A 25960-nucleotide genomic window follows, 5' to 3' on the forward strand; every position below is an offset into this window, starting at 1 on the left:
CACCGCGCGCGCGCGTACCGCTCGCGCCCCGGCAGGGAGGAGCGCCCGGCGATGTCCGAGAGCACACCGGAGGGCGTGGAACGCCGATTGCCGACCGAGGAGGCGCGGGAGCTGCTCGCCCTGGTGCGCGAGATCGTGCGCAGGGAGATCGCCCCGCACGCCGCGGAGGAGGAGGCGGCCGGGCACTTCCCCCGCGAGCTGTTCGTGCTGCTCTCCCGGTCCGGGCTGCTCGGGCTCCCCTACGATCCCGCGTACGGCGGGGGCGGTCAGCCGTACGAGGTCTACCTCCAGGTCCTGGAGGAGCTTGCGGCGGCCCGGCTCACCGTGGGGCTGGGCGTCAGCGTGCACACGCTCTCCTGCCACGCGCTCGCCGGCTTCGGCACCGACGAGCAGCGGTCGGCGCACCTGCCGGCGATGCTCGGCGGCGGCCTGCTCGGCGCGTACTGCCTCTCCGAACCCTCCGCCGGATCGGACGCGGCGGCGCTGCGGACGCGGGCCGTCCGGGAAAGCGGGGAGCGCGGGGAGCGCGTCGAGGGCGGCGGGGGAGATGTCGCCGGTGAGGGTGGCGACTGGGTGATCGACGGGACCAAGGCATGGATCACCCATGGCGGGATCGCGGACTTCTGCACGGTGATGGCACGTACGGGCGGTCCCGGTGCGCGGGGCATCTCCGCGTTCCTGGTGCCGGGGGACGCGCCGGGGCTGACCGCGGCCCCTCCCGAGCGGAAGATGGGGATGAAGGGTTCGCCCACCGCGCAGCTGCACTTCGACGGGGTGCGGGTCCCGGACTCGCGGCGGCTGGGGCGTGAGGGGCAGGGGTTCGCCATCGCGCTCGACGCCCTGGACTCGGGGCGGCTCGGCATCGCGGCCTGCGCCGTGGGGCTGGGCCAGGCCGCGCTGGACGAGGCCGTCGCGTACGCCGGGGAGCGCCGCCAGTTCGGCCGGCCGATCGCCGACTTCCAGGGGCTCCGCTTCCTGCTGGCCGACATGGCGACCCGCGTCGAGGCGGGCCGGGCCCTGTACCTGGAGGCCGCGCGGCGGCGGGACGAGGGGCGGCCCTTCGGCCGGCACGCGGCGATGGCCAAGCTGTTCTGCACGGACGCCGCCATGCAGATCACGACGGACGCGGTGCAGGTGCTCGGCGGGTACGGCTACACGGCGGACTTCCCCGTGGAGCGCTTTCTCCGCGAGGCCAAGATGCTGCAGATCGTCGAGGGGACCAATCAGATCCAGCGGGTGGTCATCGCGCGTCACCTTGTCGGACCAGAATCCCGCTGACGCGCACGGTCCGGTCCACCCAGACGGGGCCCGCGGCCAGCCGGATCCACTCCTGGTCGCGGTGGCCCGGGAGGGTGCGGCCGTGGCTGGCCCACAGCGAGAGCACGTCCTGGTAGATGGGAGGGTGGGCCGGGGCCGGGGCGGGCGCGGAGACCTGCGTCTGCGTGGGAACGGGGACGGGCACCGGTACGGGCGCCGACACGGGCGTGGAGACCTGCGTCTGCGGAGGCACCGGTGCGGGCGAGGCCCCGGACGCCCGCGTCTGCGGAGACACCGGCACGGGCGAGGGCCCGGACGCCCGCGTCTGCGGAGACACCGGCATCGGCGCCGCCACCGGGACGGGCCCGGAGACCTGCGTCCGAGCGGGTGCGGGCGCCGGCGTCGTCTCCGGGACGAGCGTCGGCGTGGGCGTCGAGGCGGCGACCGCCGGTGTGGCCGGCGCGGCGGTCGCGGGCGGGGCCGCGGCGGTGGCCTGCGTCGGGTGAGGAACCGATTCTTCATTGCGCGGGTCGGCCTGCCGGTGCCGACCGAAACCGCTGGGTGTCGTGTACAGCGTGGTCATGCCGGGACCAACGCGCCCCGGCGGCGAGGGTCACCGCCGAAGGGATTCGAGCGGCAGTTCGCCCGGTACCCGGTGCACGACTCTGGCCCCTCGAACCGTAGCTGACGTACCGTCAGATCTTCTCGCGGAAGCGCGCCCGCCGACCAGGAGGTCAGCCATGTCCGTGCACCGGCACGCCGACGACCGACCCGTCGCCCTCGACGAATACCCCGTGCACCAGGCACCGCTCTCGATGAAGCACCACGTCAGCGGCGACCGCAACGCCTATGACCGGTGCATCTTCCACGTCTTCGACCACGAGGGCCGCGCGCTGCTCATCGCCGGCCTCGGCGTCTACCCCAACACCGGGGTCGTCGACGCCTACGCCACCCTGCGCACCGGCGACCGGCTGCACGCCGTCCGGGCCTCCGACGCCCTCGGCGACGACCGGATGAACCTCGCCGTCGGCCCCCTGACCATCACCGTCGACGAACCCCTCAGGCGACTCACCCTGCGGTGCGAGGCCGACCCGGGCGACCCCGGCGGGCTCTCCTTCGACCTCACCTGGACCGGTGACTTCCCCGCCGTCTGGGAACCCCACCACACCCAGCGCCACGGCGGCCGGCTCACCCTGGAGGGCCGCCGCTTCGTCCAGGCCGGACACTGCGAGGGCACGATCAGGGCCGGTGGCGAGGAGTTCACGGTCACCGCGGGGGAGTGGACCGGTACGCGCGACCGCAGCTGGGGCGTGCGCCCCCTCCCCGGCGAGGAGCCCGGCCGCGCCGCCGAGTTCCGCCCCGAGGGGTTCCACTGGCTCTGGATCCCGATGCGCTTCGAGGACCGGTTCGTCATGGTCATCGCCCAGGAGGACGCCGACGGCTACCGCACCCTCAACGAGGCCCTGCTCGTACGGAACGGCCGGCGCGACACCCAGCTCGGCTGGCCCCGCACCGACATCACGTACCGACCCGGCACCCGTCACCCGGAACGGGCCGTCGTCCACCTCGCCGACCCGGCCGGCAAACCCCTGGAGATCGGCGTGGAGATCCTCGCCTCCTCCCCGCTCGCCGTCGGCGCCGGCTACCCGCCCGCCACCGACTGGCAGCACGGCAGCTGGCAGGGCCGGGGCTGGACGGACCGGCGCGTCTACGACCTCGCGGACCCCGCGGCCCACCCCGTGGCCGCCTACGGCGTCACCGACCACGCGGCCCGCTTCACCCTCGACGGCCACACCGGCTACGGCATCTTCGAGCACGGCTCCTTCGGCCGCCACGACCCCAGCGGCTTCGCCGACCACACGTCTACAGCCCGCTGAGGAGGACGACGTGACCACGCCACGCCCCCGCACCACCACCCGTGACCCCGAGGAGCTGGGCAGCCGGCTCGCGGCCTGGCTCGACCGGCACCTGCCGGGGGCCGAGGTCTCCGGCCTCGCCGTCCCCGGCTCCAACGGCATGTCCAGCGAGACCCTGCTCTTCGACCTCGACCACCCGGACGCCCCCGTGCGCGGCTGCGCGCTGCGGCTGGCCGCCGACCCCGCCGCGTACACCGTCTTCCCCGTGTACGACATGGCCCGTCAGCACCGGGTCATGCGCCTGGTCGGCGAGCACACGGACGTCCCCGTGCCGCGCGTGCTCTGGCTGGAGGAGGATCCGGAACCGCTCGGCGCCCCCTTCTTCGTGATGGCCCGCGCCGAGGGCCGGGTGCCGCCGGACGTCATGCCGTACACGTACGAGGGGAACTGGCTGCACGCCGCCACCGACGCCGAACGGGCCGTGCTCGAAGCGGAATCCGTCGCCGTCCTCGCGCGGCTGCACGACCAGTTCCCGGCGAAGGAGGCCGAGTTCCTCCTTGCGGAGGGCGCCGGGAGCCCGCTGCGACGACACGTCGACGCCCAACGCGCCTACTACGCCTGGGTGGTGGACGGGCTCTCCCCGTCACCGCTCATCGAGTCGGCCTTCGCCTGGCTGGAGGCGCACTGGCCGGCCGACGAGGGCGAGGCCGTGCTCGGCTGGGGCGACGCCCGGATCGGCAACATCGTCTACAACGGGTTCACGCCCGCGGCCGTCCTCGACTGGGAGATGGCGGCCTGCGTCCCGCGCGAGGTCGACCTCGGCTGGGCGGTCTACCTCCACCGCTTCTTCCAGGACCTCACCGTCGGCTTCGGCCAACCCGGGCTGCCCGATCTCCTGCGGCGCGACGCCGTCGAACGGCGCTACGCGGAACTGACCGGACACACCCCGCGGGACATGGAGTTCCACACCCTCTACGCGGCACTGCGGCACGCGATCGTGATGCTCAGGATCGCGTACCGCCAGGCTCACTTCGGAGAGGTCGAGGTCCCCTCGGACCCGGACGGCCTGATCCTGCACCACGCCACGCTCGCGGCGATGGTGCGGGGAAGCTACTGGTAGACGACGGCCTCAGGCCGCGCGCCGCATCTGCGGCACCCGGATCGGACGCGAGCCCGGACCGCCGACGTGCGAGAAGGGCTGGGTCCGCCAGTCGAGGCTCTGGGGGAGCGTCAGGAGCAGCGCGGTGTCCTGCTCCTGCACCTCCAGGGTGTCGTCGGCGGGGCTTGCCGCGGAAGCCGAGAGACCCGTGCCCGGGCAGACCGTCAGGACGAAGGGGTTCCACGGCGTCGGGCACAGCGCGTGCTCCGGCAGCACGTCCTCGTCCGCGAGCAGCGCGATGGGCTGCACGCACTCCGGGCAGACGACCCGGAACATCTCAAAGGTGTCGTACGCGTCGAGCTCGTCGGACGTGTCGACCGAATCAACAGGCTCCTGCATGGAGAATCTCCCCCTCGGGTGGGTCGGCCGGATCTGTGCGGCCTCGACCACAGCAAGCACTTCCCATGCGGAACTCCGCATAACCGTGAGGCGGCGCCCCAGGCAGGTGGCAAACATGTGGCGTTCGTCACATGCCTGGCGCAGGTGCCCCGTGGCCGCCCAAAGTGCCGCATACAGGTGGCCCCCGGCGGTGCCCCTCTCTCTCCGGGGCCATAGGGTCACCGCATGGAGGAGCTGGATCGTCAGATCGTCGAGTTGCTCGTCAAGGACGGGCGCATGAGCTACACCGACCTGGGCAAGGCCACCGGCCTGTCCACGTCGGCGGTGCATCAGCGCGTCCGCCGCCTCGAGCAGCGCGGTGTCATCCGCGGCTATGCCGCCGTCGTCGACCCGGAGGCCGTGGGACTTCCCCTCACCGCCTTCATCTCGGTCAAACCCTTCGACCCCAGCGCCCCCGACGACACCCCCGACCGGCTCGCCGACATCCCCGAGATCGAGGCCTGCCACAGCGTCGCGGGCGAGGAGAACTACATCCTCAAGGTCCGGGTCGCCACACCACTGGAGCTGGAGCACCTGCTCAGCCGCATCCGCTCCCAGGCCGGTGTCTCCAGCCGCACGACCGTGGTCCTCTCCACCCCGTACGAGGCCAGGCCGCCGCGCATCTGACCCGCCGACCCGGCCCCGGCCGGGGGACCTGCCGGACAAACCGGGTCCGGACAGGTCCTAGCCTGGTCGCATGAGTGAGACCGCGTCTGCCATCGAACACCGCACCGTGCTGCTGCGCGGTGGAGAAGTCCACAGCCCCGCCGACCCCTTCGCCACCGCCATGGTGGTGGAGCGCGGGCACGTCGCCTGGGTGGGCTCCGAGGGCGCGGCCGACGCCTTCGCCTCCGGCGTGGACGAGGTGGTCGACCTGGAGGGCGCCCTCGTCACCCCGGCGTTCGTCGACGCCCACGTGCACACCACGGCCACCGGGTTCGCCCTCACCGGCCTCGACCTGTCCTCCGCCGCCTCGCTCGCCGAGGCGGCGGAGCTGATCCGGGCCCACGCCGCCGCCCGCCCCGAGGACCGCATCCTCATCGGCCACGGCTGGGACGCCTCGCGCTGGCCCGAGCGCCGGCCGCTCACCCGGACCGAGCTCGACGAACTCACCGGCGGCCGCCCGCTCTACCTCACGCGGATCGACGTCCACTCGGCCGTCGTCACCACCGCGCTCCTCGACCTCGTCCCCGGCGTCCGCGACCTGGACGGCTTCCACGACGGCCAGCGGCCGCTCACCGGCGACGCGCACCACGCCGTGCGCGCCGCCGCCTTCGGCGCCGTCTCCCCGCTCCAGCGCACCGAGGCCCAGCGCGCCGCCCGGAGCCGCGCCGCCTCCCTCGGCATCGGCACCCTGCACGAGTGCGGCGGCCCGCAGATCTCCTCCGAGGACGACTTCACCGGGCTCCTGGACCTGGCCCGCGAGGAGGCCGGGCCCCGGGTCGTCGGCTACTGGGCCGATGTCGACGTCGAGCGGGCGCGTGCCCTCGGCGCCCTGGGCGCGGCGGGCGACCTGTTCGCCGACGGCTCCCTCGGCTCGCACACCGCCTGCCTCCACGAGCCGTACGCCGACCACACCGACCCCGGCCACACGGGCGCCGCCCACCTGGACGCGACCGCCGTCGCCCTCCACGTCGTGGCCTGCACCGAGGCGGGGCTCCAGGCCGGCTTCCACGCCATCGGCGACGCCGCCGTGACCTCGGTCGTCGAGGGCGTCAGGGCCGCCGTCGAGAAGCTGGGCCTGGCCCGGATCCGCGCGGCCCGGCACCGCGTCGAGCACGTCGAGATGCTCACCCCCGAGACGATCGCCGCCTTCGCGGAGCTGGGCCTCACGGCCTCCGTCCAGCCGGCCTTCGACGCGCTGTGGGGCGGCGAGCAGGGCATGTACGCGGACCGCCTCGGAGTGGAGCGGGCCCGCACCCTGAACCCGTACGCGGCGCTGCTCAAGGCCGGCGTGCCGCTGGCCTTCGGCTCCGACAGCCCGGTCACCCCGCTCGACCCGTGGGGCACGGTCCGGGCCGCCGCCTTCCACCACACCCCCGAGCACCGGATCTCCGTCCGGGCCGCCTTCACCGCCCACACCCGGGGCGGCTGGCGGGCCGTCGGCCGGGACGACGCGGGGACGCTGGTCCCCGGGGCCCCCGCCGACTACGCGATCTGGCGCACGGGCGAACTCCTCGTCCAGGCGCCCGACGACCGGGTCGCCCGCTGGTCCACCGATCCGCGTTCCGGTACGCCCGGTCTGCCCGATCTGTCACCGGGCGCCGAACTGCCCGTCTGCCTCCGCACGGTGGTGTACGGACAGACGGTGTTCGTACGGCCGAACGAGTGATGTGGGGATATTTCAGACCCTCGATCCTGGCTCCGCACGCTTGTCCCCGACCTGCGGATCTTCCCCTCTGGCCTGGCCTTATGGGAAGTCTCCGCAGGTCAAGCGGGTGTTGACAGTCAACCGTCGTCGGCGGATAGGTTCTCCGCGTCCACCACAGGACGTCCGACCGGTCCGAACCGCCCCCGCAGTCGCCGAACGCCGCCCGCGCCTCGGCCGCGAGGGAAGGTTTCTCCGACGGAAGGTGCGACCCGGGTGGGGCCCGGACGTTCAGTAGACAACGGCTCTCGGTCGACCCGCAGCCAGCGGATCCCAGGTCGGACCGAAGGACGTCGGGCCCCGCACCGCACCCCACCGTTCCCGCACGACCCGCCGCGACGGAGCGATCCGCGGACCTCGCTATGGTGGGGTTCCGCGTGTGTATCCGAAGGGGCAGTAGTGAACGACGGTGGCCAGAGGCGTTACGGCCCGCTCGGCAAGGCCTTGGTGATCATTCCGACCTACAACGAGGCGGAGAACATCAAGCCGATCGTCGCGCGCGTGCGGGAGGCCGTCCCCGAGGCTCACGTCCTCGTGGCCGACGACAACAGCCCCGACGGCACGGGCAAGCTCGCGGACGAGATCGCGTCCGAGGACGACCACGTGCACGTCCTGCACCGCGAGGGCAAGGAGGGGCTCGGCGCCGCCTACCTCGCCGGCTTCCGGTGGGGCATCGAGCAGGGGTACGGCGTCCTCGTCGAGATGGACGCCGACGGCTCACACCAGCCCGAGGAGCTGCCCCGGCTGCTCACCGCCCTCAAGGGCGCGGACCTGGTCCTCGGCTCCCGCTGGGTGCCGGGCGGCCGGATCGTGAACTGGCCCAAGTCCCGCGAGTTCATCTCCCGCGGCGGCAGCCTGTACTCGCGGCTCATGCTCGACGTGCCGATCCGGGACGTCACCGGCGGCTACCGGGCCTTCCGCAAGGAGACCCTGGAGGGCCTGGGCCTGGACGACGTGGCCTCGGCCGGCTACTGCTTCCAGGTCGACCTGGCCCGTCGCGCGGTCGCCGCCGGCTTCCATGTCGTCGAGGTCCCGATCACCTTCGTGGAGCGGGAGATCGGCGACTCCAAGATGAGCCGCGGCATCGTCGTCGAGGCGCTGTGGCGGGTCACGGGCTGGGGTCTGACGGCGCGCGCGGAGAAGGCCGGCCGGCTGATCGGCCGCAGGTCCGCCTGACGTTCGCCGCGGGCCCCTTCCACCGCACGTCCTGATCTCTCCTTTACGACGTTCCGGCGGGGTGCCAGGCACACTGGGGGCCATGACGACCGGCGCACCGCCTCCCCTCGCCCCCAAGCGCTCACGCGCGCGTACGTTCCTCCCGCTCGGCGTCGCCGCCTGGCTGGTCCTGGAGATCTGGCTGCTCACGGTGGTGGCGAACGCGGCGGGCGGGCTGACCGTGCTCGCCCTCCTCGTCGGCGGCGCCGTACTCGGTGCCGCCGTCATGAAGCGGGCGGGCCGACGTGCCTTCCGTAACCTCACCTCGACGTTCCAGCAGGCCCAGGCCGCGGCGCAGACCGGTGCGGTGCCTCCGGCGCAGGACCGGGCCGCGGCCGAGGACCGCGACGGCTTCCTGATGCTGGGCGGCCTGCTCCTGATGATCCCCGGCCTGATGTCGGACGCGGCGGGGCTGCTCCTGCTGATCCCGCAGGTCCGCTCCCTCCTCGGCCGGACGGCGGAGAAGGCCGTCGAGCGCCGGATGAGCGCCGCACCTACGGGCAGCCTCCAGGACGCCTTCCAGCAGGCCCGCATCCACCGGCCCGACGGAAAGGTCGTGCAGGGCGAGGTCATCCGCGAGGACGCGCCGCAGGGCCCTCGCCGGAGCGACCAGCCCCGCCCGCCCCTCACGCCCTGACGCCTGACCGGCTGACGCCGCCCCTGGGACGCTTCCCCGGGGGCGGCGGTCGTGGATCCGGGGGAGACGTGGACCCGGTCCGCGGGCGCGTACGCGAAACGCCGCGGGGCCCGGTACACGGATCGTGTACCGGGCCCCGCGGCGTTTCGCGACCGGTCGCCCGCTAGGCGGACTTGCGGCTGTCGCGCGGATGCACGGCGATGTTCATCGCGCCGGAGCGCAGGACGGCCAGCCTTTCGGCGAGGACCTCCTCCAGCTCCTCGCGCGTACGGCGCTCCATGAGCATGTCCCAGTGCGTACGCGCAGGCTTGCCCTTCTTCTCCTCGGGTCCGTCCCCGTCCACCAGGAGAGCCTGGATTCCGCAGACCTTGCATTCCCACTCCGGCGGAATCTCCGCCTCGACCGAGAAGGGCATCTCAAAACGATGTCCCTTCTCGCATGCGTACTCCACCGCCTGGCGCGGGGCCAGATCGATGCCGCGGTCGGTCTCGTAGCTCGTCACCACGAGGCGCGTGCCGCGAAGAGCTCGCTCACTCATGAATCGTGCCTCCCGGGCTTGTCGCCCACAGGACAGGTGTCGCTGTCGTCGTTATCCGGTCAACGTCCGGTCGGCGGTAAAGATTCCCGTGCCGGGTCATGCGTCGCCCGTCGTGCCGCCCCTTGTTGTACCCACCAGTGCCCGTTTTGTCACATCTGACGGCAGATATGACCCGGTGTCTTCACCAAAGCAGCACGCAGTAACGGTCCGCCTGGCAGGCCAAACGCGTACACTACCGCCCTTTGGGTGCCACGTCTAAACGCGGTCCGGTACCGGGTTCCCCGCCGCCTCCACCGCGCGTCGTACCGGGACCCGGGCGAGCAGCGCGAAGCCCACCACGAAGAAGATCACGAGGGAGATAATGGCATCCCGATAGCTTCCGGTCAGCTGATACGCGAGACCGAACACGAGCGGACCGAGCCAGCTGAGCCCGCGGTCGCTCATCTCGTACGCCGAGAAGTACTCCGCCTCCTTGCCGCGCGGCACCAGATGGGAGAACAGGGAGCGCGACAGGGCCTGGCTGCCGCCCAGGACCAGGCCGATCGCCGCCGCCAGGCAGAAGAAGAACACCGGCGCGCCGGCGGGCAGGAAGTAGCCGGCCGCGAGGATCAGCGTCCAGACCGCCAGGGATCCCAGAATCGTCCGCTTGGCGCCGTACGACCGGGCGAGTCGCCCCATGCCGAGAGCGCCCGCGACCGCGAGGACCTGGACGAGCAGGACCGCGGTGATGAGCGTCGTCTGGTCGAGTCCCAGCTCCTCCGAGCCGAACACCGAGGCCTGGGAGATCACCGTCTGGACGCCGTCGTTGTAGACCAGGTAGGCGAGCAGGAAGGAGAGCGTCAGCGGATGCCGGCGCATGTCCTTCAGGGTGGCCCTGAGCTGGCGCCAGCCGCTGCCGACCGCACCCTCGCCGCCGCGGCCGTCGGGGCCTTCGGGTGGGAGCCGGCGGTCGCGGAGCCGCCGGAGCGGCACGATGGTGAAGGCGCCCCACCACACGCCGGCCGAGGCCAGGCAGATCCGGACCGCCTCGCCCTCCGTGAGGCCGAAGGAGTCGTGCGCCGAATAGAGCACCAGGTTCAGGACGAGGACCAGCGCGCCCGAGGTGTAGCCGAAGGCCCAGCCCCGGGAGGAGACCGCGTCCCGCTCGTCCGGCTCCGCGATCTGCGGCAGATAGGCGTTGTAGAGCACCATCGAGACGGACAGCGAGGCGTTCGCCACGATCAGCAGGAACGTGCCGAGCAGATAGCGCTCGCCCGCCAGGAAGAACATCCCCGCCGTGGCGGCCGCCCCCAGGTAGGCCGCCGTCGCGAGCAGCGGCTTCTTCCGGCCCGTGCGGTCCGCCGCGGCGCCCGCCAGCGGCATCACCAGGACCGCGACCACGATCGACATCGAGACGGCGTACGCGAAGAGCGAGCCCGCCCGCACCGGGATGCCGAGCGGATGGACGAATCCCTCGGCGTCGGCCGCGGCCCGCGCCACCGAGGTCAGATACGGGCCGAGGAACACGGTCAGCACGCTCGTCGAGTAGACCGAGCACGCGAAGTCGTAGAAGTACCAGCCCCGCTGCTCCCGCCGCCGTTCGGCGGGATCGACGGCGTACTCCTCAGGCTCGGTGGTCCCAGCGGTCAAGGCCGCGCCCCCTCGTTCGTCACGGTGAGCCGTCCCCGGGGCACGGGGATCGCGGACTCAGACCCACGCGCCCCGCTCGGTCAGCACCGAACGCAGCGTCTCCAGTCGATCGGTCATGATGCCATCCACCCCGAGGTCCAGGAGAGAGTTCATCCGGGCCGGATCGTTCACGGTCCACACGTGGACCTGGAGCCCGCGCGCGTGGGCCTCCCGGACGAAGCGACGGTCGACCACCGTGATCCCGCCCTGCCGCTCCGGCACCTGCGCCGCCACCGCCCCGGCCCGCAGCGCCGCCGGGACGCCGAACGAACGCAGTCGCAGTCCGACGACCCCGCGCACCCCGTACGAGGTGGCGAGTCGCGGACCGGCGAGGCGCTGCGCGCGTGCGACCCGCGACTCGGTGAAGGAACCCACGCAGACCCGGCCCCAGGCGCCGGTCCTGCGGATCAGCTCCACCAGCGGGACCAGGGCCGACTCGGCCTTGAGGTCCACGTTCCAGCGGGCCTCGGGGAACTCCTCCAGGAGGTCCGCGAAGAGCGGTAGCGGCTCCTCGCCGGCCACCCTGGCCTCGCGCACCGCCGCCCACGGCAGGTCCCGGATCCGCCCCGAGGCGTCCGTGACCCGGTCGAGCGTCGCGTCGTGGAAGGCGACGAGGGCCCCGTCGGCCGTCGTGTGCACATCGGTCTCGAAATAGCGGTAGCCCGCCGCGGCGGCCCGGCGGAAGGCGGCCGCGGTGTTCTCCAGGCCGTTCGCCGTGCCGCCGCGATGGGCGAACGCGAGGGGGAGGGAATGGTCGAGATAGGGGTGGCGTACGCGAGTCACGGCCGCAGTATGGCCTGTTCCGGTGTCGACGGGGCGACCGCGGAGGGACCGGGGCCCGGCTCCCGGGCGGCGTCGAGGCGGCCGGCCCCCCGCGCGGAGGCGGCCCCGACGGCTCCGGCGACCCCTGCGACTCCTGCGGGCCCCGCCTCCGGATCGGGCTCCCGTTCCGGTTCCGGTACGGCGAACCAGCGCAGGAAGAACTGGGCGAGCGGCCCGATGGCCAGCGCGTACAGCACCGTGCCGATGCCGACCGAGCCGCCGAGCAGGAAGCCGGTCGCGACCACGGCGATCTCGATCGCCGTCCGCACCAGCCGGATCGACCGCCCGGTCAGCCGGTGCAGACCGGTCATCAGGCCGTCGCGCGGACCCGGGCCGAACCGGGCCGCGATGTACAGGCCGGTCGCCACCCCGTTGAGCAGGATGCCGAGCACAAGCAGCGGGATCCGCCCCGCCAGGCCGTGGACCTCGGGGACGAGCGCCAGGGTGCCGTCCATCGCCAGGCCGATCACGAAGACGTTGGAGACCGTGCCGAGCCCCGGACGCTGCCGGATCGGGATCCACAGCAGCAGCACCGCCGCCCCGACGACGATCGACACCACACCGATGGTCAGTCCGGACTTCTCGGCGAGGCCCTGGTGGAGGACGCCCCAGGGTTCGAGGCCGAGCCCGCTCCGCACGAGCAGCGCCGAACTGACCCCGTACAGCGTCAGCCCGACATAGAGCTGGACGAGCCGACGGGTGAGGTGCCGGCCGCGGAGGCCGGAGGCGATGGACAAGGGACTTCCCCCCAGGGTGGTGGTAGTGGACTGACTCATGACACTCTGTGGCGGGGGATCGGGTGCCAACCATGGCCAATTCGATGAAGGTGGACTGATTTCGATGGCTCAGTGGACTTCGGCGGTGGGGCCGGCCCAGCTCGCCCGGCAGCTCCAGGCGCAGCAGCCGAGGCCCGCCGCACCCGGCACCCGCAAGCCGCCCGCCTACCGCGCGCTGGCCGACGGCATCCGCCTCCTCGTCCTGGAGGGGCGCGTACCGGTCGCCGCCCGGCTGCCCGCCGAGCGTGAGCTCGCCGTCGCCCTCACCGTCAGCCGGACGACGGTGGCCGCCGCCTACGAGGCGCTGCGCACCGAGGGCTTCCTTGAGTCCCGGCGGGGAGCCGGCAGCTGGACCGCCGTACCGGCCGGGAACCCGCTGCCCGCACGCGGCCTCGAACCGCTGCCGCCGGAGGCGCTCGGCTCGATGATCGACCTGGGCTGTGCGGCCCTGCCCGCGCCCGAACCGTGGCTCACCCGCGGTGTCCAGGGAGCCCTCGAGGAGCTGCCGCCGTACGCCCACACGCACGGGGACTACCCGGCCGGGCTGCCGACGCTGCGCCAGATGCTCGCCGACCGCTACACCGCCCGCGGCATCCCCACCATGCCCGAGCAGATCATGGTCACGACCGGCGCCATGGGGGCCATGGACGCCATCTGCCACCTCTTCGCGGGGCGCGGCGAGCGGATCGCCGTCGAGTCGCCGTCGTACGCCAACATCCTCCAGCTGATGCGGGAGGCCGGCGCCCGGCTCGTGCCCGTCGCCATGTCCGAGGGCCTCGGCAGCTGGGACCTGGGCCGCTGGCGCCAGGTGCTGCGCGACGCCGCGCCACGCCTCGCGTACGTCGTCGCCGACTTCCACAACCCGACCGGCGCGCTGGCCGACGAGGACCAGCGGCGGCAGCTGGTCGAGGCGGCCCGCTCGGCCGGCACGGTCCTCGTCGTCGACGAGACCATGGCCGAGCTCCACCTCGACGACGACCTGGAGATGCCCCGGCCGGTCTGCGCCTTCGACCCGGCCGGCTCCACGGTCCTGACCGTCGGCTCGGCCAGCAAGGCCTTCTGGGCGGGCATGCGGATCGGCTGGGTCCGGGCCGCTCCCGACGTGATCCGTTCCCTGGTCGCCGCGCGCGCGTACGCGGACCTCGGCACCCCCGTGCTGGAGCAGCTGGGCGTGAACTGGCTCATGCGGACCGGCGGCTGGGAGGAGGCGGTGACCCTCCGTCGCGACCAGGCGCGGGAGAACAGGGACGCGCTCGTCGCCGCGGTCCGCAGGGAGCTCCCGGAGTGGGAGTTCGCCGTGCCGCGCGGCGGGCTGACGCTCTGGGTCCGCACCGGCGGCCTCTCCGGCTCCCGCCTCGCCGAGGCGGGCGAGCGGGTCGGCGTCCGCGTCCCCTCGGGACCGAGGTTCGGCGTCGACGGTGCCTTCGAGGGCTTCGTCCGGCTGCCCTTCACGGTCGGCGGACCGGTCGCCGACGAGGCCGCCGCCCGGCTGGCCGCCGCGGCCCGCCTGGTCGAGGCGGGTGCGGTCGGAGGAGCCGAATCGCCCCGGTCGTTCGTGGCGTGACCCCACGACGACGGAGAGGCCGGTCCGGACCCCAGGTCCGTACCGGCCTCTCCGTCGTCGTGGGGGCCGCTCAGCCCTCGGCGGAGACGGGGGCGTGCAGCGGTGCCGGGCCCGGATCCGGGTGGACCCGCGGCGCGGGGGCGGGATCGGCCGCGGCGCGGGGCGCCAGGGCCGGTTCGGGGGGAGTGCCGGGGAACGGCTCGACGACCGCGCCCGTGCGGCGCTCCGGGAGCAGGTCGAGGACCGCCTTGCGGTGCGCCTCGCTCGTGGCGTCGTCGTACGGGTCGGGCGTCGCCGGCACCTGGAGGCGCAGGACCGGGCCGGCGCCGAGGCGCGCGTAGCCCCGGCCGGGCGGGACCTCGGGCGTGGGCGTGGTGTGCGGCGCGGCGCCGAGGACGGCGGCGATCTGCTCCGGCGCGGCGGGGCCGAGCACGATCCGGGCCCTGGTGTGGGTCCGTACCGCCTCGCTCAGGGTGTCGGTGCTGTCGAACTGCTCGGCGACCACCACCGTGACCTGCGCCGCGCGCCCGTGCCGGAGCGGCACCTGGAGCAGTTCCTGCGGGTCGGGGCGGGCGTCGGCGGCGGCCAGGTGGCCGAGGACGCTCGGCCGGTCGAGCAGGATCCACAGCGGCCGCCGGGTGTCCTCCGGCGCCGGGTGGCCCGCCTGTCGGGCCCGGTTGGCGGCGATCAGCCGCCGTTCGGTCTCGTGCGCCGCCCACTCCAGGCTGGCCAGGGAGCCGGCGAGGCCGCACTCGACGGAGAGGACGCCGTCGCGGTCGGTGAGGCAGGCGTACTCGCCGGTGCCGGCGCCCTCGATGATCAGCACGTCGCCGTGGGGAAGGGCCTGGAGTGCGATCGAGCGCAGCAGGGAGGTGGTGCCGCTGCCGGGCTGGCCCACGACGAGCAGGTGCGGCTCGGTGGAGCGGGGGCCGGTGCGCCAGACGACGGCTGGCGCGTCCTCCGTCGCGTCGGCGGCGACCACGGGCACGGTCCGCTGCACGGCGTCGGCGTCGGTGAAGCCGAGGACGGTCTCGCCGGGCACGGTGACGAACCGCTGGGCGGCGATGGTGGTGGGCAGTCCGGGCAGCACGCTCATGGCGAGCCGGTTGCCCTCCTCGTCCCAGTCGAAGCGGTACTCGCGGCCGCGCCCCGACTTGGCGTGCAGCAGCTGCTCGATGCGGGCGCGCGCGGCGGGCTCGCCGTCGGTGAAGTACGGCGGGTAGGCGATCCGCAGCCGGCTGATCCGCCCGTCGTCGTCGAAGGCGTACTCCCCGAAGGCGCCGCTCCAGTCGCCGCCGTGGGAGAAGAGCGGGGAGGGGTCGTCGGGGACGGAGAAGTACGGCACGAGAGCCTCGTAGAGACCCTTCAGCCGGGCGATCTCGGCCTCGTCGGGTCCGGTCTTGACGACCGGGCGTTCGCGTCCCTTCCACGCTGCCGCGCCCATCAGCGTCACGAGCGCGAGGAGCGGCCCGTACGGCATGAGGGCGACGACCAGGACGCAGGCCGCGACCAGGAGCAGCGTGGGACCACGCCGCTCCTTCGGGGTCGCGGCCCACCTGGCGCGCGCGGTCGCGGCCAGCTTCCGCAGACCGCGGGAGACCGTGATCAGCGGATGGAGCACGTCGGTGGCGCTGTCGGCGGCCGTGCGCGCGATCTCTCGACTGCGAGCGATCTGTGCGCTGCCGCTGCTCAGAATGCGGGGGAGTGGTCGCCGGGCCACGAAGTACTCCTGAAGTGGTGGAAGGGACGGAAGGGCGTCAGAACTTGATCCCGCCCAGAAGGCCGGCGAGGCTCTGCCCGCCCGCTGTGATGCTCGGTGCGATGGCGGTGCCCGCGAGGTAGAAGCCGAACAGCGCGCTGACGAGGGCGTGCGAGGCCTTCATCCCGTCCTTCTTGAAGAACAGGAAGCAGATGATGCCGAGCAGGACCACGCCTGAGATGGACAGGATCATTGGGTGTTCTCCTGGTTGAGGGGACAGTCACCATGAGTCCTTCCAAGTTCACAGCAAGTATCTATGTGACTAAAGGTGCATACGGGTGAAAAACCTGCGTTTTCACTTGACCGGCGGACGTCCCGTGCCTCCCCCGGTGGCGAAATGCCCGGGGTGCGCTAGAGGGGCGTACCGGCGGTCCGGCCGGGGGCGGGCTGCGGTGATCTTTGCCGTGGACGGGCGCCGTCATGTCACCGAACGGGCAGTACCCTGTCGATTCACTCGTACGGCGGCGCTTGCCGTGCGCAGGTCGGAACAGTGGTCCACGCGGCCGCTCAACACAGCAGGAGAGGCGGTCCCACCCGATGAGCGAGACTCCGGACCCCGAGGTCATCGAGCTGGCGTCCAAGGTCTTCGACTTCGCGCGCACGGGTGACGCCGCCGCCCTCGCCGCCTACGTGGACGCGGGCGTGCCCGCCGACCTCACCAACGACAAGGGCGACTCCCTCGTCATGCTCGCCGCCTACCACGGCCACGCCGCCGCGGTCTCCGCCCTCCTGGAGCGAGGCGCCGACGCCGACCGCGCCAACGACCGCGGCCAGACCCCGCTCGCCGGTGCCGTCTTCAAGGGCGAGGACGCGGTGGTCCGTGCGCTCCTCGCCGGCGGCGCAAATCCGGAAGCCGGGACTCCGTCCGCCGTCGACACCGCCCGCATGTTCGGCAAGGCCGAACTCCTCGAGCTGTTCGGATCCCGGTGAACGGGCGCTGAACCCCAGGTGAGAGCGGCATCGTAAATGTGGTCGCGGCGGCGAAATGGGTGGGTCATCATGACGTCGGGCCCGGCAAATCGGGCCACCGACGAGAGGTAGAGGAAGATGATCACTGGCAAGCGCAGGACGACGGGCGGCCCGACATGCTGCCGCACGGCCTAGGCGTACAGAGATGTACCGCCTGACCCGGGTCATCCCGGTATCCCCCGGTCGTGTCGACAGCTTGATGTGAGGCGTCTTCCCATGTTCGATCCAGTCATAGCGCCGAGCGGCACCCTGCTCGGCCTGCTGCAGCGGGGCCGCGGCGACGGCACCCTGCACGCGCTCGCCGCGCCACGCGCCGAGGCCCTCGCGGCCCTCAACCACTGCGTTCTCGACGACCCCCGCCACGACTGGCAGGTCGAGAACCGCTCCCTGTACTACGCCCGCCTCTACCTGGACCTCCACGGAGGTCTCGACGAGATCCAGGCGCACCTCTTCGGCGCCGAGGACCACCTCGACACCGAGGAGTCCCGGACCGGGCTCGCGCTTGCCGTCCTCGGACACCTCGCCTCCTACGGACGCCAGGACGCCGTGCTCCTGCTCCGGCGCTACGCCGCGACCGGGACCAACTGGGCCTGGGCCCTGGACGAGCTGGCCCTGCGCGACGACGACGCCGGACTCCGCGCGCTCGCCCTGCCCGTACTGGCCCGCTTCCCGGCCGGCCCGGAGGGCGACGCCGAACTGGCCGCCACCGTGCGCGACGCCTACGAGCCGCGCCCCTGGCGCCTGTGGGCCGAGGACCCGCGCGACGCCGTCGGCGCCCGCGTCAGGGCTGCCCGGGAACAGGGCTCCTTCGACCGCTGGCAGCGCCAGATGAGCCCGGCCGGACCCCGCCCCGGCTGGAGCGTCCGCGCCGTCCTCGACTGGGCGCAGGAGGGGTACGAGCGCGGTGCCGTCCTCGACGGCCCCGCCGCCCGCTGCCTCGCCGCCGTCGCCGGCCCCGAGGACCGGCCCGAAATCCTCGCCGCCGCCCGCGACGGCGCCACGGGAGCGCGGGGCGCCGCCCTGCACCACCTCGCCGCGTCACGGGACCCCGCCGTCCTCGACCTCGTCGAGGCCGCCGCCGACGGGGACTCCCCCGCCGTCGCCGAAGCCGCCGTCGCCGCCTACCGGCGCATGTGCGGCGAGGACGCGGTCGCCCGCGCCCGCGCGTGGGTCCGGCGCACCGACGCCCTCGGCGTCGCCGCCGCCGAGGTCCTCGCCTGCCGCGGCACCGCCCAGGACGCCACGCTCGTCCTCGGCGCGCTGCGCGGCACCGTACGCTCCGCGGGACCCGACGCCCCCGAGCTCGCCGTCCTCGTCGACGGAGCCGGCCGCCTCGGGATCGCCTGCGCGGCCCCCGTGCTGCGCCACGTCTACCGCGAGACCTCCTCCTCCCAGCTGCGCGGCCGCACGGCCCGCGCCCTCGCCGCCACCGACCCCACCTTCGCGACCGGCTTCGCCGTCGAATGCCTCTGGGACTGCGAGGAGACCACCCGCGAGGTCGCGGCCCTGCACGCCGAGACCGGTGACGTCCGCGTCGCCGAGCGATTGCGCCGCCTCGCCGCAGACCCGGCCGAGGAGGCCGAGGTGCAGACCGCGGTGCGCAACCGGATAGGGCCCGACCTCCAGGTCTGACCCGGCCCGGGTCAGCGACAGGTCAGACCAACCCCTCCCGGCCCGACCTGCGCGACCACACCACCCGCCACCCGGCCCCGGGGCGGCGCGGCCCGCGGCGGAGAACCCGCCGACCGAGGCCCCGCCCCGGGCGGCCGACGGCCCTTCCGGCCCCGGCGGGAAACGCTCACGGGACGTTCCCTCCCCGTCCAGATCGACGTCGGCGGGTACACGCCAAGTCCGACGACAACACCCGTATGCGTGTCGTCATCGTCACCGAATCCTTCCCTCCCGACGTCAACGGTGTGGCGCACTGCGCCCTGCAGACCGCGCGCCACCTCGCCCGGCGGGGCCACGCCCCGCTCGTCATCGCCCCCGCCGTCGCCGACCCGGCGGCGGACGCCGACGCGCCCTGCGCCGTCGTCCGGGTGCCCTCCCTGCCCCTCCCCGGCTACCCCCAGGTACGCGTCGCCCTGCCCAGCCGCCGGGTCGCCGCGGCCATCGCCGCGCACCGCGCCGACATCGTCCACCTCGCCGGACCCTTCGTCCTCGGGGTGCGCGGCATGACCGCCGCCGCCCGGCTCGGCATCCCCGCCGTCGCCGTCTACCAGACCGACCTCGCCGGCTACGCGCGCACGTACGTGGGGACGGGCGAGGGCACCGCCTGGCGGCGCCTCCGCGCCGTGCACGGCGCCGCCGACCGGACCCTCGCCCCGTCGTCCGCCGCCGCGCGCGACCTGGCGGACCACGGCGTCGGCCGGGTCCGCCTCTGGGGGCGCGGGGTGGACACCGCCCGCTTCCGCCCGGAACTCCGCGACGAGGCCCTGCGCCGCGAACTCGCCCCCGGCGGGGAACTCCTCGTCGGCTACGTGGGCCGCCTCGCCCCCGAGAAGCGGGTGGACCTGCTCGCAGGCGTCTGCGCGCTGCCCGGCGTACGGGTCGTGGTCGTCGGCGACGGACCGAGCGGAACCGCCCTGCGCACCTCGCTCCCCGGCGCCCGGTTCCTCGGCCGCCGCACCGGCGACGACCTCGCCCGGATCTTCGCCTCGCTCGACGTGTTCGCCCACACCGGTCCGTACGAGACCTTCTGCCAGACCGTGCAGGAGGCCATGGCGAGCGGGGTCCCGGTGATCGCCCCCGCCGCCGGCGGGCCGCTGGACCTGATCGACCACGGGCGGACCGGTCTCCTCGTACCGCCCCGCGACCCGGACGCGCTGCGAGCCGCCGTCGCCTCGCTCGCCGCCGCACCGGAGAGACGCGCCGGCTACGGCCGGAGCGGCCGGGCCGCCGTCGAGGGCCGCACCTGGGAAGCCCTCGGCGACGAGCTGATAGGGCACTACCTGGAGGTCCTGCGCGAGCGGACGGCGGTGGCGGCGTGAACGGACTCCGCACCGACGACGGCGCACGTGCCGAAGACTCGGGCGCCGCCGTCCGGGCCGCCGGCTCCGCACCGGGCGGCGGCCTCCGGATCGTGCGCCTCGCCAACTTCGTGACCCCCACGTCGGGCGGCCTGCGCACCGCCCTCGACCGGCTCGGCCGCGGATACCTGGAGGCCGGGCACGAACCGGTCCTCGTCGTCCCCGGCGACGTCGCGAGCGACCACCTCACCGAACAGGGCCGGATCGTCACCCTGCCCGGACCCGTCCTGCCCGGCACCGGCGGCTACCGCGTCCTCGCCGACCGGCGCCGGGTGCGCAGGCTCCTCGACGAGCTCGCCCCCGACCGGATCGAGGTCTCGGACCGCACGACCCTCCGCTGGACGGGGGAGTGGGCCCGACGCGCCCGCGTACCGGCGGTCATGGTCTCCCACGAGACCGCGGACGGGGTGCTCCGCACCTGGGGCGTGCCGCCGGCCCTCGCGTCCCGCGCCGCGGACCGGCTCAACCGCCGCACGGCCTGGGCCTTCGCGCGGATCGTCTGCACGACGGAGTGGGCGGAGCGCGAGTTCGTACGGATCGGGGCCCGCAACGTCGTACGGGCCCCGCTCGGCGTGGACCTGGACCGCTGCCGGCCCGGCCGCCGCAGCACCGTGCTGCGCGCCCGGTACGCGGACGGGCAGCGGGTGGTGCTCCTGCTGTGCTCGCGCCTCTCCGTCGAGAAGCGGCCCGGCACCGCCCTGGACGCCCTGGAGGTGCTGCGGGTCGCGGGCATCGCCGCGACGCTCGTGGTCGCGGGCGACGGGCCGCTGCGGGGCACCCTGGAGCGACGGGCCCGCGAGCGGCGCCTTCCGGTGCGGTTCCTCGGGCACGTCGCCGACCGGGAGGCCCTGGCCGACCTCCAGGCGGCCGCCGACGTGTGCCTGGCGCCGGGGCCCGCGGAAACGTTCGGCCTCTCCGCCCTCGAAGCCCTCGCCTGCGGCACCCCGGTCGTCGCCAGCGCCTCCTCCGCACTGCCCGAGGTCGTCGGCACCGCCGGCGCCTCCGCGGCCGACACCCCGGCCGCCTTCGCCACCGCGGTCCGGGGCGTCCTCGCCCTACCGGAGACCGACCGGCGGCGGGCCGCACGCGCGCGTGCGGAAGCCTTCTCCTGGGACCGTTCCGTCGCCGCCTTCCTCCGGGCCCACGACGCCCTCCCGGCCCCCGGCGCCCGACGGCCCGAGGAGACCCGCCGATGAACGGGAGTGCCGCGGGCCGCGGGTCGGGGGAGGGTCTCGTCGGAGGCGGGACCGGGGCCGGGGCCGGGGCGGTCGCCCCCGGCCCCAGGCCAGGCCCCGCTCTTGCGCCCGCCCCCGCCCCTGCCCGCGTGCCCGCCCCCGCGCCCGCCGCCGTGCCCGTACCAGCCGCCGTGCCCGCTTCTGTGCCCGTACCCGCCCCTGCCCGCGTGCCCGCCGCCGTGCCCGTACCAGCCTCCGCGCCCGCTTCTGCGCCCGCCCCCGCCCCCGCCCCCGTGCCCACACCCGCCATCGCCGACCTGAGCGGCCCGGGCGCCGCGGGGCCGCTCAGGTTCGCGGTCCTGGGCGACTCGCTCAGCGAGGGGGTCGGCGACCGGGTGGACGGGGCCTGGCGGGGATGGGCGGCGCTGCTCGCCGAGGGCCTCGTGGCCGAGGGGCGGCGGACGGAGCTCCTGAACCTCGCCGCCGGCGGGGCCCTCAGCGCGGACGTCGAGGGCGACCAGGCCACCCGCGCCCTCGCCTTCCGGCCGCACCTCGCCTCCGTCGTGGTCGGAGTCAACGACACCCTGCGCCGCACCTTCGACATCGCGCTCCTCGCCCGCCGCCTCGACCGGGTCTGCGCGGACCTCGACGCCGCCGGAGCCGTACTCCTGACCGCCTGCCTCCCCGACCCCGGCCGGATGCTCGGCCTGCCGCCGCCCCTGGCACGGCCGCTGGCCCGCCGGCAGCGCTCCGTCAACGTCGTCGTCCACGCGCTCTCCGCCCGGTACGGAGCCGTCCACCTGCACCTCGCCGACCCCGCCTGGACCGACGACCGCACCCTGTGGAGCGCCGACCGGCTCCACCCCGGCGAGCGGGGCCACCGTGCCGTCGCGGCGGGCTTCCACCGGCTCCTCGCCGCTCGGGGGCTCGCGCACGGAGTGCCGCCCGCGCGGGAACCGGCCCAGCCGCCGCCGACCAGGGCCGAGACCCTGTGCTGGCTCGCCACCGCGGGCACCGGCTGGGTCCTGCGGCGCAGTCGCGACCTGCTGCCGCAGCTCGTCCTGCTCGCCGGTGCCGAACTGCGCCACTGGGCCGACGGCACCGGCGGCGCACCCCTCGACGCGCGCGCGGAGGCCGAGCTCGCAGCCGCCCTCGCGGCCACAATGGGGACATGGACGGGCGCTGGGAGTTCTGGATCGACCGGGGCGGCACCTTCACCGACGTCGTCGGGCGGCGGCCCGACGGCCGGCTCGTCACCCGCAAGCTGCTCTCCCACGACCCCGCGCGGCGCCAGGACGCCGCCGTCGCGGGCATCCGCCTCCTGCTCGGCCTGGGACCCGACGAACCCGTACCCGCCGACCGGGTCGCCGTCGTGAAGATGGGCACCACGGTCGCCACCAACGCCCTCCTGGAGCGGCGCGGCGAACCGACGGTCCTCCTCGTCACCGAGGGCTTCCGCGACGCCCTCCGCATCGCCTACCAGAGCCGGCCCCGGCTCTTCGACCGCCGCATCGTGCTCCCCGAGCCGGTCCACGCGCGCGTGATCGAGGTCCCCGAGCGGATCGACGCCCACGGCGGGGTCGTCCGCCCCCTGGACGGGCCGGCCGTCGCCGAGGCGCTCGCCGCCGCCCACCGCGACGGCTTCCGCTCCGCCGCCGTGGTGCTTCTGCACGGCTACCGCCACCCCGAGCACGAGACCCGCGTCGCGACGGCCGCCCGCGCCGCCGGCTTCACCCAGGTCAGCTGCTCGCACGAGGTCAGCCCGCTCATCAAGCTGATCCCGCGCGGGGACACCACCGTCGTCGACGCCTATCTCTCCCCGACCCTGCGCCGGTACGTCGACGAGGTCGCCCGCGAACTCGCCGGCATCCGCCTCATGTTCATGCAGTCCAACGGCGGACTGCGCGAGGCGGCCCACTTCCGGGGCAAGGACGCCGTCCTGTCCGGTCCCGCGGGCGGCGTCGTCGGCATGGTCCGCACCTCGGCGGCGGCGGGACACGACCGGGTCATCGGCTTCGACATGGGCGGCACCTCCACCGACGTGTCGCACTACGCCGGGACCTTCGAGCGCGAACTCGGCACCCAGGTCGCCGGGGTGAGGATGCGCTCCCCGATGATGAGCATCCACACCGTCGCGGCGGGCGGCGGCTCCGTCCTCCACTACGACGGCCGCCGCTTCCGGGTGGGCCCCGACTCGGCCGGCGCCGTCCCCGGCCCCGCCTGCTACCGCCGCGGCGGCCCGCTCACCGTCACCGACGCCAACGTGATGCTGGGCCGCGTCCAGCCGGCCCACTTCCCGGCCGTCTTCGGCGAGACCGGGGACCGCCCCCTGGACGCGGAGGTCGTGCGGCGGCGGTTCACGGACCTCGCCGCGGACATCGGCGACGGCCGCACCCCCGAGGAGGTCGCGGCGGGCTTCCTGGAGATCGCCGTCCTCAACATGGCCAACGCGGTCAAGAAGATCTCCGTCCAGCGCGGCCACGACGTCACCCGGTACGCCCTCACCAGCTTCGGCGGCGCCGGCGGCCAGCACGCCTGCGCCGTCGCCGACGCCCTCGGCATCGACACCGTCCTCGTCCCCCCGCTCGCCGGAGTGCTCTCCGCGTACGGCATCGGTCTCGCCGACGCCGCCGCCATGCGGGAGCGGTCCGTCGAGGCCGCCCTCGACGACCCGGAGACCCACGCGCGCGTGACGGCGCTCTGCGACGAACTCGCCGACCGGACCCGGGAGGAGCTGCGCACCGACGGACTGCCCGACGAGGCGATCAGCACCCACGCACGCGTACTCCTGCGATACGCCGGCACGGACGCGGGCCTCCAGGTGGACCTCGGCCCCGCCGAAGCCATGAAAACCGCGTTCACAGCGGTCCACCGGGCGCGGTACGCCTTCACCCTGGACCGGGAACTCGTCGTCGAGGCCGTCTCCGTGGAGGCCGTCGGCACCGCCGGTCCGCACGGCCCGGTGGTCGTCGACCCGACGGAACGCCCCGCCCCGCCGGACTCCGGCACCACCGTACGGATGTACAGCGGCGGCACCGCCCGCGACGCCCCGCTCCACCGGCGCGACGACCTGCGGCCGGGCGACGCAGTGGACGGCCCCGCGCTCATCACCGAGGCCGACGCCACGACCGTCGTCGACACCGGCTGGCGGGCCACCGCGAACGACGGAGGCCACCTCCTCCTGCACCGGGTCACCGCCCGCCCCGCGCGCGTGGCCGCCGGCACGGACGTCGACCCCGTCCTCCTGGAGGTCTTCGACAACCTCTTCATGGCCATCGCCGAGCAGATGGGCGTCCGCCTCGAGAACACGGCCCAGTCGGTCAACATCAAGGAACGCCTCGACTTCTCCTGCGCCCTCTTCGACGCCGAGGGCAACCTCATCGCCAACGCGCCCCACATCCCCGTCCACCTCGGCTCCATGGGCGAGTCCATCAAGGAGGTCCTGCGGCGGCGCGGGGACGACCTGCGCCCCGGCGACGTCTACGCCGTCAACGACCCGTACCACGGCGGGACGCACCTGCCCGACGTCACCGTCGTCACCCCGGTGTTCGACGACACCGGCGACGAACTCCGCTTCCTGGTCGCCTCACGGGGCCACCACGCCGAGATCGGCGGCATGACGCCCGGCTCCATGCCCGCCTTCAGCCGGACCGTCGACGAGGAAGGCGTCCTCTTCGACAACTGGCTGCTCGTCCGGGACGGCCGACTGCGCGAGACCGAGACCCGGGCCCTACTCACCGGCGCCCGCCACCCCTCCCGCGATCCCGACACCAACCTCGCCGACCTCCGCGCCCAGATCGCCGCCAACGAGAAGGGCATCGAGGAACTGCGCCGGGCGGTCGACGAGTTCGGGCTCGACGTCGTCCGGGCCTACATGCGCCACGTCCGCGCCAACGCCGAGGAGTCCGTCCGCCGCATCGTCGCCCGCCTCCACGACGGCGCGTACCGCTACGAGACCGACGGCGGCGCGGTCATCGCGGTCGCCGTCCGCGTCGACCGCGAACGGCGCTCCGCCGTCCTCGACTTCACCGGCACCTCGCCGCAGCTGCCCGGCAACGCCAACGCGCCCACCGCCGTCGTCATGGCCGCCGTCCTGTACGTCTTCCGCACCCTCGTCGACGAGGACATCCCGCTCAACAGCGGCTGCCTGGAGCCCCTGGAGATCCGCGTCCCGCCCGGCTCGATGCTCGCGCCCGTCCATCCGGCCGCCACCGTCGCCGGGAACGTCGAGACGTCCCAGGCCGTCACGGGCGCCCTGTACGCGGCCCTCGGCGTCCAGGCCGAGGGCTCCGGCACCATGAACAACGTCACCTTCGGCAACGCGCGCGTCCAGTACTACGAGACGGTCGCGAGCGGCTCGGGCGCCGGGGACGGATTCGACGGCGCCGACGCCGTCCAGACCCATATGACCAACTCCCGGCTCACCGACCCCGAGATCCTGGAGTGGCGCCACCCCGTCCGGGTCGACTCCTTCGCGGTACGGGAGGACGGCGGCGGGCGCGGCCGCTGGCGCGGCGGCCACGGCGTGGAGCGGCGCCTCCGCTTCCTGGAACCGATGACGGTGGCCCTCCTCACCGGCCACCGCAAGGTCCCCCCGTACGGCATGGCCGGAGGGGAACCGGGCGCCCTCGGCGAGAACTTCGTGGAGCGGGCCGACGGCACGGTCGAGCACCTCGGCGGAGCCGCCACCACCGAGGTGGGCCCCGGCGACGTCCTGGTCCTGCGCACCCCCGGCGGCGGAGGCTACGGCCCGCCGCCGAAGGACGAGTGAGGCCTCACGGCCGCGCACG

The 25960-nt window shown here is 74.3% G+C and carries 21 protein-coding genes and 1 pseudogene; 15 read left to right on the plus strand and 7 right to left on the minus strand.

Annotated elements, in window-relative coordinates; all coding sequences use genetic code 11:
• The first annotated feature begins 51 nt into the window (after positions 1–51).
• The 4 genes from MRBLMG1_RS37085 to MRBLMG1_RS37100 all read left to right on the plus strand — a co-directional run bounded on the left by MRBLMG1_RS37085 (position 52) and on the right by MRBLMG1_RS37100 (position 4233).
• A complete protein-coding gene (locus MRBLMG1_RS37085; protein WP_367828552.1) occupies positions 52–1278 on the plus strand; it encodes an acyl-CoA dehydrogenase family protein in 1227 nt (408 codons plus the stop codon).
• A gap of 116 nt (positions 1279–1394) precedes the next feature.
• Entirely contained in the window at positions 1395–1763 is a 369-nt protein-coding gene (locus MRBLMG1_RS37090; protein ID WP_367828553.1) for a hypothetical protein, read from the plus strand.
• 234 nt (positions 1764–1997) lie between these two features.
• Positions 1998–3134 (plus strand): hypothetical protein, encoded by a 1137-nt coding sequence (locus tag MRBLMG1_RS37095; RefSeq protein ID WP_367828554.1) that lies wholly within the window; start codon positions 1998–2000, stop codon positions 3132–3134.
• Between the two features lie 10 nt (positions 3135–3144).
• Positions 3145–4233 (plus strand): phosphotransferase family protein, encoded by a 1089-nt coding sequence (locus MRBLMG1_RS37100; RefSeq protein WP_367828555.1) that lies wholly within the window; start codon positions 3145–3147, stop codon positions 4231–4233.
• Positions 4234–4242: 9 nt separating this feature from the next.
• Here the strand turns inward: MRBLMG1_RS37100 and MRBLMG1_RS37105 are convergent, their stop codons facing one another.
• Positions 4243–4611 carry a hypothetical protein gene (locus MRBLMG1_RS37105; RefSeq protein ID WP_367828556.1) on the minus strand — a complete coding sequence of 123 codons (369 nt, stop codon included), beginning with the start codon at positions 4609–4611 and terminating at the stop codon, positions 4243–4245.
• A 225-nt stretch (positions 4612–4836) separates the two neighbouring features.
• Here MRBLMG1_RS37105 and MRBLMG1_RS37110 point away from each other — a divergent pair, with 225 nt between their 5' ends.
• The 4 genes from MRBLMG1_RS37110 (at position 4837) to fxsA (ending at position 8870) form a co-directional block, all read left to right on the plus strand.
• Positions 4837–5277: an Lrp/AsnC family transcriptional regulator gene (locus MRBLMG1_RS37110; RefSeq protein ID WP_024760806.1), complete on the plus strand. Its 441-nt coding sequence runs from the start codon at positions 4837–4839 to the stop codon at positions 5275–5277.
• A gap of 70 nt (positions 5278–5347) precedes the next feature.
• Positions 5348–6982, plus strand: a complete 1635-nt coding sequence (locus tag MRBLMG1_RS37115; protein WP_367828557.1) for an amidohydrolase — start codon at positions 5348–5350, stop codon at positions 6980–6982.
• A gap of 435 nt (positions 6983–7417) precedes the next feature.
• The gene (locus tag MRBLMG1_RS37120) at positions 7418–8194 is read left to right on the plus strand and encodes a polyprenol monophosphomannose synthase (protein WP_367828558.1); all 777 of its coding nucleotides are present in this window, start codon (positions 7418–7420) and stop codon (positions 8192–8194) included.
• Positions 8195–8276: 82 nt separating this feature from the next.
• A complete protein-coding gene (gene fxsA / locus MRBLMG1_RS37125; RefSeq protein ID WP_367828559.1) occupies positions 8277–8870 on the plus strand; it encodes an FxsA family membrane protein in 594 nt (197 codons plus the stop codon).
• Positions 8871–9033: 163 nt separating this feature from the next.
• On the opposite strand, the gene MRBLMG1_RS37130 is transcribed toward fxsA, so the two are convergent.
• The 4 genes from MRBLMG1_RS37130 to MRBLMG1_RS37145 all read right to left on the minus strand — a co-directional run bounded on the left by MRBLMG1_RS37130 (position 9034) and on the right by MRBLMG1_RS37145 (position 12674).
• Positions 9034–9408 (minus strand): RNA polymerase-binding protein RbpA, encoded by a 375-nt coding sequence (locus MRBLMG1_RS37130; protein ID WP_015032218.1) that lies wholly within the window; start codon positions 9406–9408, stop codon positions 9034–9036.
• Positions 9409–9663: 255 nt separating this feature from the next.
• Positions 9664–11037, minus strand: a complete 1374-nt coding sequence (locus MRBLMG1_RS37135; protein ID WP_367828560.1) for an MFS transporter — start codon at positions 11035–11037, stop codon at positions 9664–9666.
• 57 nt (positions 11038–11094) lie between these two features.
• Entirely contained in the window at positions 11095–11859 is a 765-nt protein-coding gene (locus MRBLMG1_RS37140; RefSeq protein WP_367828561.1) for a glycerophosphodiester phosphodiesterase, read from the minus strand.
• Positions 11856–12674, minus strand: a complete 819-nt coding sequence (locus tag MRBLMG1_RS37145) for a YczE/YyaS/YitT family protein (protein WP_367828562.1) — start codon at positions 12672–12674, stop codon at positions 11856–11858. Before MRBLMG1_RS37145 ends, MRBLMG1_RS37140 begins: the two co-directional genes overlap by 4 nt.
• Positions 12675–12738: 64 nt before the next feature.
• On the opposite strand from MRBLMG1_RS37145, the gene MRBLMG1_RS37150 reads away from it, so the two are divergent.
• Positions 12739–14238, plus strand: coding sequence for a PLP-dependent aminotransferase family protein (locus MRBLMG1_RS37150; RefSeq protein WP_367828563.1), 1500 nt, complete (start codon positions 12739–12741; stop codon positions 14236–14238).
• Between the two features lie 70 nt (positions 14239–14308).
• Here the strand turns inward: MRBLMG1_RS37150 and MRBLMG1_RS37155 are convergent, their stop codons facing one another.
• Positions 14309–15958, minus strand: a complete 1650-nt coding sequence (locus MRBLMG1_RS37155) for a hypothetical protein (RefSeq protein WP_367828564.1) — start codon at positions 15956–15958, stop codon at positions 14309–14311.
• A gap of 37 nt (positions 15959–15995) precedes the next feature.
• Positions 15996–16190, minus strand: coding sequence for a hypothetical protein (locus MRBLMG1_RS37160; RefSeq protein ID WP_015032212.1), 195 nt, complete (start codon positions 16188–16190; stop codon positions 15996–15998).
• Positions 16191–16534: 344 nt separating this feature from the next.
• On the opposite strand from MRBLMG1_RS37160, the gene MRBLMG1_RS37165 reads away from it, so the two are divergent.
• The 6 genes and pseudogenes from MRBLMG1_RS37165 to MRBLMG1_RS37190 all read left to right on the plus strand — a co-directional run bounded on the left by MRBLMG1_RS37165 (position 16535) and on the right by MRBLMG1_RS37190 (position 25941).
• On the plus strand, positions 16535–16927 hold the full coding sequence (locus tag MRBLMG1_RS37165) for an ankyrin repeat domain-containing protein (RefSeq protein ID WP_367828565.1): 393 nt from the start codon (positions 16535–16537) through the stop codon (positions 16925–16927).
• 255 nt (positions 16928–17182) lie between these two features.
• Positions 17183–18598 carry a HEAT repeat domain-containing protein gene (locus MRBLMG1_RS37170; protein WP_367828566.1) on the plus strand — a complete coding sequence of 472 codons (1416 nt, stop codon included), beginning with the start codon at positions 17183–17185 and terminating at the stop codon, positions 18596–18598.
• Between the two features lie 236 nt (positions 18599–18834).
• Positions 18835–19956: a glycosyltransferase family 4 protein gene (locus MRBLMG1_RS37175; protein ID WP_367828567.1), complete on the plus strand. Its 1122-nt coding sequence runs from the start codon at positions 18835–18837 to the stop codon at positions 19954–19956.
• Positions 19953–21191 (plus strand): glycosyltransferase, encoded by a 1239-nt coding sequence (locus MRBLMG1_RS37180; RefSeq protein ID WP_414721721.1) that lies wholly within the window; start codon positions 19953–19955, stop codon positions 21189–21191. The genes MRBLMG1_RS37175 and MRBLMG1_RS37180 overlap by 4 nt, the downstream gene beginning before the upstream one ends.
• Positions 21188–22006, plus strand: a pseudogene (locus MRBLMG1_RS37185) (SGNH/GDSL hydrolase family protein); the annotation flags it as partial. The gene MRBLMG1_RS37180 and the pseudogene MRBLMG1_RS37185, both read left to right, overlap by 4 nt.
• A gap of 335 nt (positions 22007–22341) precedes the next feature.
• Positions 22342–25941 carry a hydantoinase B/oxoprolinase family protein gene (locus tag MRBLMG1_RS37190; protein WP_367828568.1) on the plus strand — a complete coding sequence of 1200 codons (3600 nt, stop codon included), beginning with the start codon at positions 22342–22344 and terminating at the stop codon, positions 25939–25941.
• The last annotated feature ends 19 nt before the right edge of the window (positions 25942–25960 follow it).

Source organism: Streptomyces sp. LMG1-1-1.1 (assembly GCF_040815545.1).
Taxonomy (GTDB): Bacteria; Actinomycetota; Actinomycetes; order Streptomycetales; family Streptomycetaceae; genus Streptomyces.

Excerpts from the sequence above, each read along its gene's own strand:
- MRBLMG1_RS37085 (WP_367828552.1), top strand. The coding sequence starts at position 52 with ATGTCCGAGAGCACACCGGAGGGCGTGGAACGCCGATTGCCGACCGAG.
- MRBLMG1_RS37090 (WP_367828553.1), top strand. The coding sequence starts at position 1,395 with ATGGGAGGGTGGGCCGGGGCCGGGGCGGGCGCGGAGACCTGCGTCTGC.
- MRBLMG1_RS37095 (WP_367828554.1), top strand. The coding sequence starts at position 1,998 with ATGTCCGTGCACCGGCACGCCGACGACCGACCCGTCGCCCTCGACGAA.
- MRBLMG1_RS37105 (WP_367828556.1), bottom strand. The coding sequence starts at position 4,611 with ATGCAGGAGCCTGTTGATTCGGTCGACACGTCCGACGAGCTCGACGCG.
- MRBLMG1_RS37110 (WP_024760806.1), top strand. The coding sequence starts at position 4,837 with ATGGAGGAGCTGGATCGTCAGATCGTCGAGTTGCTCGTCAAGGACGGG.
- MRBLMG1_RS37115 (WP_367828557.1), top strand. The coding sequence starts at position 5,348 with ATGAGTGAGACCGCGTCTGCCATCGAACACCGCACCGTGCTGCTGCGC.
- fxsA (WP_367828559.1), top strand. The coding sequence starts at position 8,277 with ATGACGACCGGCGCACCGCCTCCCCTCGCCCCCAAGCGCTCACGCGCG.
- MRBLMG1_RS37130 (WP_015032218.1), bottom strand. The coding sequence starts at position 9,408 with ATGAGTGAGCGAGCTCTTCGCGGCACGCGCCTCGTGGTGACGAGCTAC.
- MRBLMG1_RS37145 (WP_367828562.1), bottom strand. The coding sequence starts at position 12,674 with ATGAGTCAGTCCACTACCACCACCCTGGGGGGAAGTCCCTTGTCCATC.
- MRBLMG1_RS37150 (WP_367828563.1), top strand. The coding sequence starts at position 12,739 with ATGGCTCAGTGGACTTCGGCGGTGGGGCCGGCCCAGCTCGCCCGGCAG.
- MRBLMG1_RS37160 (WP_015032212.1), bottom strand. The coding sequence starts at position 16,190 with ATGATCCTGTCCATCTCAGGCGTGGTCCTGCTCGGCATCATCTGCTTC.
- MRBLMG1_RS37165 (WP_367828565.1), top strand. The coding sequence starts at position 16,535 with ATGAGCGAGACTCCGGACCCCGAGGTCATCGAGCTGGCGTCCAAGGTC.
- MRBLMG1_RS37170 (WP_367828566.1), top strand. The coding sequence starts at position 17,183 with ATGTTCGATCCAGTCATAGCGCCGAGCGGCACCCTGCTCGGCCTGCTG.
- MRBLMG1_RS37175 (WP_367828567.1), top strand. The coding sequence starts at position 18,835 with ATGCGTGTCGTCATCGTCACCGAATCCTTCCCTCCCGACGTCAACGGT.
- MRBLMG1_RS37190 (WP_367828568.1), top strand. The coding sequence starts at position 22,342 with ATGGACGGGCGCTGGGAGTTCTGGATCGACCGGGGCGGCACCTTCACC.